The 14,017-nt window shown below is 74.2% G+C and carries 8 protein-coding genes; 3 read left to right on the top strand and 5 right to left on the bottom strand.

Annotated features, from left to right (window positions below; genetic code table 11):
* Positions 1-27: 27 nt before the first annotated feature.
* The 3 genes from uvrC to ABD358_RS15780 all read right to left on the bottom strand — a co-directional run bounded on the left by uvrC (position 28) and on the right by ABD358_RS15780 (position 3,597).
* Entirely contained in the window at positions 28-2,085 is a 2,058-nt protein-coding gene (uvrC, locus tag ABD358_RS15790; RefSeq protein WP_344631644.1) for an excinuclease ABC subunit UvrC, read from the bottom strand.
* 96 nt (positions 2,086-2,181) lie between these two features.
* Entirely contained in the window at positions 2,182-2,838 is a 657-nt protein-coding gene (locus ABD358_RS15785; protein WP_344631643.1) for an MBL fold metallo-hydrolase, read from the bottom strand.
* Positions 2,839-2,895: 57 nt separating this feature from the next.
* Positions 2,896-3,597 carry a maleylpyruvate isomerase family mycothiol-dependent enzyme gene (locus ABD358_RS15780; protein WP_344631642.1) on the bottom strand — a complete coding sequence of 234 codons (702 nt, stop codon included), beginning with the start codon at positions 3,595-3,597 and terminating at the stop codon, positions 2,896-2,898.
* Between the two features lie 176 nt (positions 3,598-3,773).
* Between ABD358_RS15780 and uvrA the strand changes: the two genes are divergently transcribed.
* From uvrA to ABD358_RS15765, 3 genes are all read left to right on the top strand, one after another.
* Complete coding sequence (uvrA, locus tag ABD358_RS15775; protein ID WP_344631641.1) at positions 3,774-6,620, top strand: excinuclease ABC subunit UvrA; 2,847 nt, start codon at positions 3,774-3,776, stop codon at positions 6,618-6,620.
* Between the two features lie 126 nt (positions 6,621-6,746).
* Entirely contained in the window at positions 6,747-7,178 is a 432-nt protein-coding gene (locus ABD358_RS15770) for a QcrA and Rieske domain-containing protein (RefSeq protein WP_344631640.1), read from the top strand.
* 205 nt (positions 7,179-7,383) lie between these two features.
* A complete protein-coding gene (locus tag ABD358_RS15765) occupies positions 7,384-10,827 on the top strand; it encodes a phosphodiester glycosidase family protein (protein ID WP_425576341.1) in 3,444 nt (1,147 codons plus the stop codon).
* A gap of 58 nt (positions 10,828-10,885) precedes the next feature.
* Here ABD358_RS15765 and ABD358_RS15760 read toward each other — a convergent pair whose 3' ends face one another.
* Together ABD358_RS15760 and ABD358_RS15755 are read right to left on the bottom strand one after the other, a co-directional pair.
* Positions 10,886-11,866, bottom strand: a complete 981-nt coding sequence (locus tag ABD358_RS15760) for a TerC family protein (RefSeq protein WP_344631638.1) — start codon at positions 11,864-11,866, stop codon at positions 10,886-10,888.
* Positions 11,867-12,066: 200 nt separating this feature from the next.
* A complete protein-coding gene (locus tag ABD358_RS15755) occupies positions 12,067-13,977 on the bottom strand; it encodes a TerD family protein (RefSeq protein ID WP_344631637.1) in 1,911 nt (636 codons plus the stop codon).
* Positions 13,978-14,017: the final 40 nt, after the last annotated feature.

The raw sequence follows: 14,017 nt of genomic DNA, 5'->3' as shown, positions 1-14,017 counted from the left end.
CGCTGTGCTGCTCGTGTCCGCTCGTGCTCACTGGTCTTCCAGGATCTCACCCGTCGCGGTGTTCACCGCCGGTGCGGCCGGGGCCGCCCGCCGCAGGGCCTCGGCCACGGCCTCGGCGGTCTTGCGGCCGACGCCCGGCACCTCGCAGATCTGCTCGACGGTGGCGGCGCGCAGCCGCCTGACCGAGCCGAAGTGCTTGATCAGCGCCTGCTTGCGGGACTCCCCCAGGCCGGGGACGGCGTCGAGGGGGCCCGCCTTCAGCGACCGGGACCGCTTGCCGCGCTGGTAGCGGATGGCGAAGCGGTGGGCCTCGTCGCGGACCCGCTGGAGCATGTACAGGCCCTCGCTCGTACGGGGCAGGACCACCGGGTCGCTCTCGCCGGGCAGCCACACCTCCTCCAGGCGCTTGGCCAGCCCGCACACGGCGACGTCGTCGATGCCCAGTTCGTCCAGGGCCCGCCGGGCGGCGGCGACCTGGGGCTGCCCGCCGTCCACCACGACGAGCTGGGGCGGGTAGGCGAACTTCGGCGGCCTCCCCTTCCCGTTCTCCCCGCCGGGCTCCCGGCCCGCGTCCGTGTCCCGCTCGGCCGGGGCCGGGCCGTCCGGGCCGTCCGCGGCGTCCACGGCGTCCGCGGCGGCGCCGAGGTCCCCGGAGCCGTCCTCCGTGGCCCACTCGCCGGTGCGCTGCCGCTCCCGGAGGTAGCGGCGGAAGCGGCGGCCGACCACCTCGTGCATGGCGCGGACGTCGTCCTGGCCGGCGAAGCCCTTGATCTGGAAGCGGCGGTACTCGCTCTTGCGGGCCAGCCCGTCCTCGAAGACCACCATCGAGGCCACCACGTCGTCGCCCTGGAAGTGGGAGATGTCGAAGCACTCGATGCGCAGCGGCGCCGAGTCCAGTCCGAGGGCCTCGGCGATCTCCTCCAGGGCGCGGGAGCGGGTGGTCAGGTCGGAGGCGCGCCTGGTCTTGTGGAGGGCCAGGGCCTGCTGCGCGTTGCGCCGGACCGTCTCCAGCAGGGAGCGCTTGTCGCCGCGCTGCGGGACGCGCAGGTCCACGTGCGAGCCCCGCCGGTCCGCCAGCCACGCCGCGACCGGCTCCGCCGGCTCCGGCAGGGCCTGGACCAGCACCTCCCTGGGCACCGCGTCGCCGCTCTCCTCGCCGTAGAGCTGCTGGAGGGCGTGCTCGACGAGTCCGGCGGTGCCCACCTCCTCGACCTTGTCGGTGACCCAGCCGCGCTGGCCGCGCACCCGGCCGCCGCGGACGTGGAAGATCTGGACGGCGGCCTCCAGCTCGTCCTCCGCCACCGCGATCAGGTCGGCGTCGGTGGCGTCGGCGAGGACGACGGCGCTCTTCTCCATCGCGCGCCGGAGCGCCTCGATGTCGTCGCGCAGCCGGGCCGCCCTCTCGTACTCCATCTCCTCGGCGGCGTCCCGCATCGCCTGCTCCAGCCGGCGCAGATGGGCGCCCGTGCGCCCGGCCATGAAGTCGCAGAAGTCCTCGGCCAGCCGCCGGTGGTCCTCGGCCGAGATCCGGCCGACGCAGGGCGCCGAGCACTTGCCGATGTAGCCGAGCAGGCAGGGGCGGCCGATCTGCGCGGAGCGCTTGAAGACCCCCGCCGAGCAGGTGCGCACCGGGAAGACCCGCAGCATCAGGTCCACGGTCTCGCGGATCGCCCAGGCGTGCGCGTACGGACCGAAGTACCGCACGCCCTTCTTCTTGGGGCCGCGCATCACCTGGACGCGCGGGTACTCCTCGTTCAGCGTCACCGCCAGGGACGGGTAGCTCTTGTCGTCGCGGTACTTGACGTTGAACCGGGGGTCGAACTCCTTGATCCAGGAGTACTCCAGCTGGAGCGCCTCGACCTCGGTGGAGACCACCGTCCACTCCACGGAGGCCGCCGTGGTGACCATCGTGCGCGTGCGCGGGTGGAGGTTCGCCAGGTCCTGGAAGTACGAGGAGAGCCGCTGGCGCAGGCTCTTCGCCTTCCCGACGTAGATCACCCGGCCGTGTTCGTCGCGGAACCTGTAGACCCCCGGCGACTCGGGGATCTCTCCCGGCCTGGGGCGGTAGCTGGAGGGGTCGGCCATGTGGTCCACCCTACTGTCGGCGTGCGGCGGAGGGGACGCGCCGGGAGGCGTGCCGCCGCCGCGCTCCCCGCGGTCCCCGCCGCCGTCCGCCCGCCGTCACCAGCCGCGTTCGCGCCACTCCGCCAGGTGCGGGCGCTCGGCGCCCAGGGTGGTGTCGGGGCCGTGGCCGGGGTAGACCCAGGTCTCGTCGGGGAGTTCGCCGAAGAGCTTGGTCTCCACGTCGTGGAGCAGGGCGGCGAACGCCTCGGCGTCGCCGCGGGTGTTCCCCACGCCGCCGGGGAAGAGGCAGTCGCCGGTGAACAGGTGCGGGTGGCCGTGGGGGTCGTCGTAGACCAGGGCGATGGAGCCGGGGGTGTGGCCCCGCAGGTGGCGGGCGGTGAGGGTGATCTCCCCGAAGGTGACGGCGTCGCCGTCCTCCAGCGGCACGTCGGTGGGCACGGGGATGCCCTCGGCGTCGTAGCGTCCGGCGTAGGTGCGGGCGTCGGTGGCCTGGACGACGGTGTCCAGCGCCTGCCAGTGGTCGGGGTGCCGGTGGGTGGTGACGACCCCGCCGATGCCGTCCTCGCCGATGAGCTTCAGCAGGGTGTCGGGCTCGCTGGCGGCGTCGATCAGGAACTGCTCGCCGGTGGAGCGGCAGCGCAGCAGGTAGGCGTTGTTCTCCATGGGGCCGACCGCGACCTTGGAGATCACCAGATCGGTCAGTTCGTGGACGTCCGCCGGGCCGCCGACCGCGACCTTTCCTGTGTACGGCATGGGACTGGGGCTCCTTCCGTGGGGGGGTGGCTGGGGGCGCGGCCGGCGGTCAGTGTCTCAGAGGGGCGGCAGAGGGGGCAGGACGCCGCCGGACGCGGTGAGTCCGGTACCCGCCGTGCGGCCGGTGAGCCAGCCGACGAGGGCGGTGGGCGTTCCCGTGACGACCACGGGCTGCTCCTCCCCGTCCGCCGCGCGGCCGGTGCGCAGGACGCGGTCCTCCCCGGCGCGCAGCTCCAGGGGGTGCACGTCGGGGCGGTCCGAGAAGCGCCGGGCCATGTTCTCCAGCTGGCGTCCGACGAAGTCGCCGGGCAGGTCGTCGAGGGTGTAGCCGATGCCGAGGTCGACGTGGTGGAGCTCGACCTCCACCCGGCGGCGGAAGGGGACGGAGGAGGCGCGGTCGGTGACGCCGTTGCGCAGGGCGACGGTGGCCTCCCACTGGTCGCCGGCGCGGTCGGCCATCGCCCGCTCCAGGCCGGCGGTGCTGGTGCGCAGGTCCTCCAGGTGGTCCGCCAGGGGGCGGGGCGCGTCGCGCTCGATGTCGGCCTCGCGCGCCTCGGCGTCGGCGTACATCGGGCGGCCGGCGAGCACGTTGACCAGGGCGTCGGCGTTGCGGGCGAGATGGGCCAGGACGTGGCCGCGGGTCCAGCCGGGCAGCAGCGAGGGGGCGGCGCAGGCGGAGTCGTCCAGCTTCTCCACGGCGGCCAGCAGGCGGTCGGTGGACTCCCGCAGGGCGGTGATGTCGGCGGCAGGCACAGTCATGATCCAAAGCTAGCGCCGCCACTCCTTCGGGTGAAGCGGAAGAGGGATGCCCGTAAATCGAATGCGCGTGCTATAAGCTCGCGATGCGCACCGATTTTCCCCATCCCGGCGGCGCTCCCCCTACCCTGGGGCGGGGGTTCCGTCCCCTTCATCCCACACGAAAGGTGCCAACCGGCGTGGCCGACCGTCTCATCGTCCGTGGCGCTCGCGAGCACAATCTCAAGAACGTCTCGCTCGACCTCCCCCGCGACTCCCTGATCGTCTTCACCGGGCTGTCGGGGTCGGGCAAGTCGTCGCTCGCCTTCGACACGATCTTCGCCGAGGGACAGCGTCGCTACGTGGAGTCGCTGTCCTCCTACGCCCGGCAGTTCCTGGGCCAGATGGACAAGCCGGACGTGGACTTCATCGAGGGTCTGTCCCCGGCCGTCTCCATCGACCAGAAGTCCACCTCGCGCAACCCGCGCTCGACGGTCGGCACCATCACGGAGGTCTACGACTACCTCCGCCTGCTGTTCGCGCGGATCGGCAGGCCGCACTGCCCCGAGTGCGGGCGCCCGATCTCCCGGCAGTCCCCGCAGGCCATCGTGGACAAGGTGCTCTCCCTGGAGGAGGGGAGCCGCTTCCAGGTGCTTTCCCCGCTGGTGCGCCAGCGCAAGGGCGAGTTCGCCGACCTCTTCGCCGAGCTGCAGACCAAGGGGTACAGCCGCGCCCGGGTGGACGGGGCGACGGTCCACCTCACCGACCCGCCGAAGCTGAAGAAGCAGGAGAAGCACACGATCGAGGTGGTCGTGGACCGCCTGACCGTGAAGGAGAGCGCCAAGCGCCGCCTGACCGACTCCGTCGAGACCGCGCTCGGGCTCTCGGGCGGCATGGTCGTCCTGGACTTCGTCGACCTGGACGAGGACGATCCGCAGCGCGAGCGGATGTTCTCCGAGCACCTGTACTGCCCGTACGACGACCTGTCCTTCGAGGAGCTGGAGCCGCGCTCCTTCTCCTTCAACTCCCCCTTCGGGGCCTGCCCGGAGTGCACCGGCATCGGCACCCGGATGGAGGTCGACCCGGAGCTGATCGTCCCGGACGAGGAGAAGTCCCTGGACGAGGGCGCCATCCACCCCTGGTCCCACGGGCACACCAAGGAGTACTTCGGGCGGCTGGTCGGCTCCCTGGCCGACGCGCTGGGCTTCCGCACCGACATCCCCTGGGCCGGGCTGCCGCAGCGGGCGAAGAAGGCCCTGCTGTACGGCCACAAGACCCAGATCGCGGTCCGCTACCGCAACCGCTACGGGCGGGAGCGGTCCTACACCACGGCCTTCGAGGGCGCGGTGCCCTACGTCAGGCGGCGGCACTCGGAGGCCGAGTCGGACTCCAGCCGGGAGCGCTTCGAGGGCTACATGCGCGAGGTGCCCTGCCCGGCCTGCGAGGGGACGCGGCTGAAGCCGATCGTCCTGGCCGTGACGGTGCAGGGGAAGTCGATCGCGGAGATCTCCGCGATGTCGATCAGCGAGTGCGCCGACTTCCTCGGCTCCCTGAAGCTGAGCGACCGGGAGAAGACCATCGCCGAGCGGGTCCTCAAGGAGGTCCACGAGCGGCTGCGGTTCCTGGTCGACGTCGGCCTGGACTACCTCTCCCTCAACCGCGCGGCCGGGACGCTCTCGGGCGGCGAGGCGCAGCGCATCCGGCTGGCGACCCAGATCGGCTCCGGCCTGGTGGGCGTGCTCTACGTGCTGGACGAGCCGTCCATCGGCCTCCACCAGCGCGACAACCACCGGCTGATCGAGACCCTGGTGCGCCTGCGCGACCTGGGCAACACCCTGATCGTCGTCGAGCACGACGAGGACACCATCAAGACCTCCGACTGGGTGGTGGACATCGGCCCCGGCGCGGGCGAACACGGCGGCAAGGTGGTGCACAGCGGCACGCTGAAGGAGCTGCTGGCCAACGACGAGTCGCTGACCGGGCAGTACCTGTCGGGAAAGAGGGCGATCCCGACCCCCGCCGAGCGGCGCCCGGTGGACCGCAAGCGGATGCTGACCGTGCGCGGGGCGAAGGAGAACAACCTCCGCAACATCGACGTGTCCTTCCCGCTCGGGGTGCTCACCGCCGTCACGGGCGTCTCCGGGTCGGGCAAGTCCACCCTGGTCAACGACATCCTCTACACCCACCTGGCGCGCGAGCTGAACGGCGCCAAGGCGGTGCCGGGGCGGCACGTGCGGGTCGAGGGCGACGACCTGGTCGACAAGGTCGTCCACGTCGACCAGTCCCCCATCGGCCGCACCCCCCGCTCCAACCCGGCCACCTACACGGGCGTCTTCGACCACGTGCGCAAGCTGTTCGCGGAGACGACGGAGGCGAAGGTGCGCGGCTACCAGCCGGGTCGCTTCTCCTTCAACGTCAAGGGCGGCCGCTGCGAGAACTGCTCCGGCGACGGCACGATCAAGATCGAGATGAACTTCCTGCCGGACGTGTACGTGCCGTGCGAGGTCTGCCACGGCGCGCGCTACAACCGGGAGACGCTGGAGGTCCACTACAAGGGCAAGTCCATCGCCGAGGTGCTGGACATGCCCATCGAGCAGGCGCTGGACTTCTTCGAGGCCGTCCCCGCCATCGCCCGCCACCTGCGCACCCTCAACGACGTCGGGCTCGGCTACGTCCGGCTCGGCCAGCCCGCCACGACGCTCTCCGGCGGCGAGGCGCAGCGGGTGAAGCTCGCCGCCGAGCTGCAGCGGCGCTCCACCGGGCGGACCGTCTACGTCCTGGACGAGCCCACCACCGGCCTGCACTTCGAGGACATCCGCCGGCTGATCGAGGTGCTGTCCGGGCTGGTCGACAAGGGCAACACGGTGATCGTCATCGAGCACAACCTCGATGTGATCAAGACGGCGGACTGGGTCGTGGACATGGGTCCGGAGGGCGGCAGCGGCGGCGGCACGGTCGTCGCCCAGGGCACTCCGGAGCAGGTCGCGGCCGTTCCGGAGAGCCACACGGGCAAGTTCCTGCGGGACATCCTGCCGTCGCGGCCCTGACACACCGGGCACGGGCGTCCTCCGCCCCCGCGCCGGCGGGCGGAGGACGCCTGAGATGATGACGGGCGACCGCCCCCTGCGCCCCGGGAACGAGGGGGCCGGGGAAGACGCGAGGAGAGAACGACCATGAGCACCCAGTCCCCCGGCCGCCGCACGGTGCTGCGCGGCGCGGCGCTCACCGGGGCCGCCGGACTCGGTCTGGCCGGCCTGACCGCCTGCTCGGGCCGGGAGGGCATGCGGGCCCAGGCGGTTCCGACGGAGCCGGTGGACCTCGGCCCGGCCGACGCCGTGCCGGTCGGCGGATCCCGGCTCTACCGGGACCGGAAGCTGGTCGTCTCCCAGCCCTCCGAGGGGGAGTTCAAGGCGTTCGGCGCGGTGTGCACCCACGCGGGCTGCGTGCTGACCTCGGTGGAGGAGCTGCGGGGCGACTGCGCCTGCCACGGCAGCCGCTTCGACACCACCGACGGCCGGGTCCTGGCGGGCCCGGCGGGCTCACCGCTGCCCGAGGTCCCCGTCCGGGTGGACGGCGGCAGGCTCGTCGCCGGCCCCGGGAACTGACCGCCGGGCGCCGTCCACCCGGACGGCGGCCGCCCCGTCCCGCACGCCCGTTCGGCCCAACGGCCGGACGGGCGCCGTGCGTTGTGCCCTCCGAGTTGTTCTTCCTGGGTTCGCGCACGCCCTCTGGTGCGGCCCGGCCGGCCTTGGAACCCTGGCGCCGGACGCGCAGGAAGCGCGTCCTTCCCCTGCGTCTGTGGGTGGTGTCGTGTCACTGAGGTCGCAAGGCAGAAGACGTTCCGGACGCGCCGCGGTGTCCCTCGCGGCCGTCGCCGTACTCTCACTGGCGCCGGCGCCGCCGGCCCTGGCGGAGCCGGACGGCAGACCGGCGGTCCCCGCTTCCGCCGCTCCTCCCTCCCCCCTCCTTCCCGGAGCCTCCGACGGCGACGGCATCGAGCTCTCGCGCACCACGCGTCCCGTGGCGCCCGGTACCACGCTGACCTCGTTCGACCGGCTGGAACCGGACAAGTGGCTGCGCGCCGACGCCCTCAGCGTCGACCTCGACGGGGGCGCCGAGGTCGACTACCTGTCCCCCGGCACGGTCTCCGGCCGCGCGACCGTCTCGGAGCTGGCCGCGGAGCACGACCCCGGCGAGGGCCGGCGCACCGTCGCCGCCTTCAACGCCGACTTCTTCGACATCAACGGGACCGGGGCCCCGCTCGGCCCCGGGCTCGACGACGGCGAGACGACCCACTCCCCGGCTCCGGGCGTCACCGAGGCGGTGGGTTTCGGTCCCGACGGCGCGGGCCGCGTCCTCGACCTGTACTTCGAGGGCACCCTCACCCTGCCCGGCGGCCCCCGGCCGCTGGCCGCGTACAACGCCGCGAACGTCCCCGCCGGGGGCATCGGCGCCTACAACGCCCGGTGGGGCACGGCCGACCGGGCCCTGACCGTGGACGGCTCGGCGGAGGTCACCGAGGTCACCGTCGTCGGCGGCCGGGTCACCGCCGTCGCCGACGGACCCGGCAGCGGCGCGATCCCCGGGGGCGCCACCGTCCTGCTCGGCCGCGACGCGGGGGCGAAGGCCCTGGCCGGGCTGTCCCCGGGGGACCCGGTGAGCTGGGAGTACGCCCTGCGCACGGAGGACGGCGGCAGGGCGCCGCACACGGCGGTCGGCGGCCGGGGCGTGCTGGTCGCGGACGGCGAACCGCAGAACTGGGAGGGGCGGCCCAACAACGCCGCCGCGCCCCGCACGGCCGTCGGCTTCTCCCGGGACGGCACCACCATGCACGTGCTGACCGTGGACGGGCGCCAGGCCGCGTCCGGCGGTGTCACCCTCACCGAGCTGGCCGTGATGATGGACGAACTGGGCGCCCACAACGCCCTCAACCTCGACGGCGGAGGCTCGACGACCCTGGTCGTCCGGGAGCCCGGCTCAAACGCCCTCCGGGTGGAGAACAGCCCCTCCGACGGCGCCGAGCGCGAGGTGCCCAACGGGCTGGCCGTCACCGCCCCCGACGGCAGCGGAAAGCTCGCGGGCTTCCGGGTGGAGACGGTCGCGGACCCCGGCCCGGCGCCGACGGCGGACAACGTGCCCGGCGGGCATCCGGAACGGGTCTTCCCCGGGCTGACCCGCAGGCTCACCGCCGCCGGGTACGACGAGACGTACGGCCCGGCCGCCGGCGAACCCCGCTGGTACAGCACCCGCCCCCGCATCGGCCAAGTGGACCGCGACGGCGTCTTCCACGCCCGCGGGACGGGCCGCGCCGAGGCCGTCGCGCACCGCGGCCGGGCCCGCGGGTCCACCACGCTGACCGTGCTGGGCCCGCTGGAGCGGATCGCCCCGACCCGGGAACGGGTCGGGCTCGCCGGGTCCGGAGCGGAGGCCGCCTTCGGGTTCGTCGGCTTCGACGCCGAGGGCCGCAGCGCCCCCGTCGAACCGGCGGACGTGACGCTCGACTACGACCGCTCGCTCTTCCGCGTCGAGGCCGACCCGGTGCGCGGCGGGTTCACCGTGACCGCGCACGGCGGCGCCGGCTCCGTCTCCGGGACGGTCAGGGCGACCGCGGCGGGGCGGACGGCGGTCCTGGCCGTCACCGTCGGCCTGGAGGACCGGCCGGTCGCGCGGTTCGAGGACGCCGCCGAGTGGACCCTCGCCACCGCCCGCGCCTCCGGTTCCCTGGCCGCCGAACCGGAGGGCCGGGAGGGGGCCGGGCTGCGGATGACCTACGACTTCACGCAGTCCACCGCGACCCGCGCGGTCTACGCCAACCCGCCCGGCGGCGACCTCGACGTGCCGGGCCAGCCGCAGGGCTTCACCCTGTGGCTCCGGGGCGACGGCCGCGGCGCCTGGCCCTCGCTCCACCTGACCGACGGGGAGGGCGCCTCCCAGGTGCTGCGCGGCCCGTACGTCACCTGGACCGGCTGGCGGCAGGTCGTCTTCGAGGTCCCGGAGGGGACCGCCTACCCGCTCCGGGTCAGGCGCTTCTACCTGACCGAGACCCGGCCCGCCGAGCAGTACCGCGGCGAGGTCGTCGTCGACGGGCTGACCGCCCGGATCCCGCCGGACGCCCACCTGCCCGCCACCGGGGCGCACCCGGATCCGCTGATCTCGACGGCCGCCGCCACCGCGGACCGCGACTGGCGGTTCGCCGTGGTCTCCGACGCCCAGTTCGTCGCCCGCGCCCCGGACAGCGCACTGGTGCGCCAGGCGCGGCGCACCCTGCGGGAGGTGAGGGCGGCCCGGCCCGACTTCGTCGTCGTCAACGGCGACTGGGTGGACGAGGGCTCCCCCGAAGACCTCGCCTTCGCCCGCCGGATGCTGGAGGAGGAGCTGGGCGGCGAGGTGCCCTGGTACTACGTGCCGGGCAACCACGAGGTGATGGGCGGCTCCGTCGAGAACTTCCGGGCCGAGTTCGGCGAGGCCCACCGCGTCTTCGACCACAGGGGCACGCGCTTCATCACCCTGGACACCTCCTCGCTGACCCTGCGCGGCGGCGGCTGGGCCCAGATCCGGCGGCTGCGGGAGGGGCTCGACGCCGCGGCGGAGGACGACGGGATCGGTTCGGTCGTCGTCCTGGCGCACGTGCCGCCGCGCGACCCGACCGCCCAGCGGGCCAGCCGCCTCACCGACCGGCTGGAGGCCGACCTGCTGGAGGACTGGCTCGGCGACTTCCGCCGCCGCACCGGCAAGGGCGCGGCGTTCGTCGGGGCGCACGTGGGGGTCTTCCACGCCTCCCGGGTGGACGGCGTGCCCTACCTGGTCAACGGCAACGCGGGCAAGGCGCCGGCCGCGCCCGCGGCGGAGGGCGGTTTCAGCGGATGGTCCCTGGTCGGCGTGGACCGGGGCGCGGGACGGGACTGGATCTCCGTCCAGACCCGCGCCCATGTGGACGGGCTCGCCCTGGACGCGCCGGGGACGGTGACGGCCGGCGGCGCGCCGGGGAAGGTCTCCGCGGAGGTCGTCCAGGGCGCCGGGAGCACGGCGCGGACGGTGCCGGTGGGGTGGCCGCTGAGCGCGGACTGGTCCGGCTCGCCGGGGCTGTGCACCGGCGACGTGCGGCGGGCCCGGGCCCGCGCCCGCTGCCTGGCCGTCCTCGATCCCGCGGCGGGGACCCTGACGGGGCTGCGGCCGGGCACCGTCACCCTGGCGGTGACCGTGGGCGGCGAGCGGCGGGAGACCGCCGTCACGGTGGTGCGCGGCGGGCGGTGACACGGCGGCGGTACGGCGGGGCGGTCCCGCCGTACCGCCGTACCGCCCGGTCGCGGTGTCAGTCCCGGGAGGTCTCGGCCTCCCGCTCCTGCTGGCGGCGGGAGGCGCGCAGGCTGGTGATCGTGGTGATGACCAGCACCGCGCAGATCACCCCGAGCGACACGGGAGTGGAGATCTCCGGCACGTGGACGCCGGCCTCGTGGAAGGCGTGCAGGACGAGCTTGACGCCGATGAAGCCGAGGATGATCGACAGCCCGTAGGACAGGTGCACCAGCCTCTTGAGCAGCCCGCCGATGAGGAAGTACAGCTGGCGCAGGCCCATCAGGGCGAAGGCGTTGGCGGTGAAGACGATGTACGGGTCCTCGGTGAGGCCGAAGATCGCCGGGATGGAGTCCAGGGCGAACAGGAGGTCGGTGCTGCCGATCGCCAGCATCACGATCAGCATCGGGGTGATCAGCCGCCTGCCGTTCTCGACGACGAACAGCTTGGTGCCGTGGTACTCCGAGGTGGAGGGGAAGCGCCGCTCGACCAGCTTCAGCAGGCGGTTCTCCTCGTACGCCTCCTCCTCGTGGCCCTGGTCCTCGGCGCGGGCCTCGCGGACCAGCTTCCAGGCCGTCCAGATCAGGAAGCCGCCGAAGATGAAGAACACCCAGGAGAAGGTGGAGATCAGCGCGGCGCCGGCCGCGATGAAGACGGCGCGCATGACGAGCGCGATGAGCACGCCGACCATCAGCACGCGCTGCTGGTAGATCGTGGGCACCGCGAACTTCGCCATGATCAGGACGAAGACGAAGAGGTTGTCGACGCTGAGGGACTTCTCGGTGATGTATCCGGCGGCGAACTCGCCGGCCGGGCCGCCGCCCGCGGCGGCGTAGAGGCCGCCGCAGAAGAGGATCGCGAGAGCGATCCAGACGACCGTCCAGATTCCGGCCTCCTTGACGGAGACCTCGTGCGGCTTGCGCCCGATGAAGAAGTCGACGGCGATGAGGGCGCTCAGACCGACGACGGTCAGCACCCAGGTGGTCGTGGAAACGTCCATGCAGACAATCCTCCGGCTCAGGTTGCCGGAGGTCTCTTCCGCCCGGGCCTGACCGGCCTGCGGGCCGACGCCCCGGGACCGGTCACGCCCGGTCCGTACTGACGGGAACGCCGCAGTGCGGGAATACTCCCCTCCGCCCAAGAGAGAGTAAAGCAGACCCAAGGAATGGTAAAGCCCCGCAGGTCGGCGGGGGGGTGGGGTCAGCGGCCGTGCCTCCCGCGGGCCCGGGCGGCCTTCTCCAGCACCTGCGACAGGATCCGGCTGCCGTGCGGCACCAGGGACGGCTCGTACGTCCACGCGTGGCCGACCCAGGGGTCGGCGAGGTGGTCGTCGGGCACCGGGGTGATCCGCAGCAGCGAGCGCCACAGCGGGTCGAGCACGGGGCCGTGGCCCCGCGCGTCCTCGCGGTCGGCGACCATCATCAGGTGCACGCCGGCGGACGGCCCCTCGTCCGTGAGGTAGCGCAGCAGGGTGACGGCGCGGTCGTCGAAGCCGTACGGGAAGTCGTGGACGATCAGCAGCCGCTCGGCGGTGTCCGCGCCCGGGGGGAGGGAGCCGACGGCTCCGCCGCGTACCGCCATCTGCACCATGTCGACGTGCCGGGCCAGGTCTTCGAGCACCGGGACGACTCCCCCGGGGCCCGTGGCGGGCGGTTCCCGCAGCGCCCCGGAGTCCACCAGCGGGGCCAGGGCGGGGGCGGCGGCGCCCGCCGGGTCGAGCACGTGGACGGAGAGGCCGCCGGCCGGGTGCACCGCCAGCAGCCGGCCGGCGACGGCGGCGGCCAGTTCGCCCGCCAGGCGGCGGAGTTCACGGGCGTCGGCCATCCGGGAGGCCGCCGAGCGGCCGCGCCCGGCGTCGATCCACAGGCCGCGTTCCAGGGGGAGCCGTATCAGCATGGGGATGCGCAGGCCGCCGTGCTCGGGGAGGCCCAGATCGCCCAGGCGCAGCGCCATCGGGGTCTCCGCCGGCACCTCGTAGGCGTGCCAGACGGGGCTGTCCCAGCGGGCGAAGGCGGGCGGCAGCGCCGGTTCGACGACCTCGGACTCGGCGGTGAGCTGGGCGAGGTCGCGGTCCAGGGCGGCGCGCGCCTGGTCGACGAGCCGGGCGTGCCGGGCCCGGGCCTCCTCGCGGGCGGTGTCGGCGGCGGCGCTCATCCGGGTGCGCGGGTCGGAGAGCATCCTGTCGAGCTCCTGCTCCATGCGGGAGTCGGCGAAGTCGACGGCGCCGCGGTAGGCGGCGGTGGTGCGGGCCAGGTCCTCGAACATGCCCCAGACCTGGTTGTAGAGCCGCTCCTCCATGCTCCAGCCGGCGGCGTCGCCCGCGACGGGCCGGGCGACGCCGCCGGGCGCGGACGACGGGGCAGCCGGTCCGGCGGGCGGCGGGGCGGACGGCGGCGGGGGCGCGGTCGTCCGGCGGCGGGGGTGGCGGTAGTCGACCGCGCCCGTACCGCGCGCCGCCGGGGCGGGCGGCGGGGACGCCGGGGCCGCTCCGGAGCCGGCCGGCGCCGTGTGCCGGGCCGGGTCCGTGCCGCCGGTGCGGGGCGGCGGGACCGCCGCGGGGCGGGCCGTCATGCGGGCGGCGGACTCCTCCACCGCGGCGGCCGGCTCCCGGGGCAGGCCCTGGTCCTCCAGCAGGGCGGCGAGGCCGCCCGCGTACCCCTGGCCGACCGCGCGGACCTTCCAGACGCCCTGTCTGAGGTAGAGCTCCACCGCGACGACGGCGGACTCGGTACCGAGGCCGGTGACGGTGTACCGGACGGCCTCGGCGCCGTCCGGGCCGGTGACGGCGACGAGGGGGGCGGCCAGCGCGCCGAAGGACCGCGGTCCGCCGGCTCCGGGGGGCAGGGCGAGCAGCACGCTGACGCGGCGCGCGCCGTCCGGGAGCGCGTCCAGGTCCACCGCGAGCCGGTGGTCGGCGGCGGCCTGCCCGGAGACCTCCAGCCCGGGCAGGCGGGGGGAGCCGGGGTGCGCGATCCAGCCCGGGTCGCGCAGCCGTCCCTCCTCGTCGCCCAGTGTCGCCCCGGCCACGACCGGCCCCGCGGCGGACACCCGGATCTCCAGACGGGTCCCGGGCAGCGGGTGGTTCTGTCCGCGGACCAGCTCGGCCGTCATCTCCGCGCCCCTCCTGGTGTGTGGTCTCCCGTGCGTGCTC

The organism is Streptomyces glaucosporus, from assembly GCF_039533345.1.
Lineage (GTDB): Bacteria > Actinomycetota > Actinomycetes > Streptomycetales > Streptomycetaceae > Streptomyces > Streptomyces glaucosporus.
The sequence above is the reverse complement of the archived record's forward strand: the minus strand, read 5'-3'. Positions and strand labels throughout refer to the sequence as shown.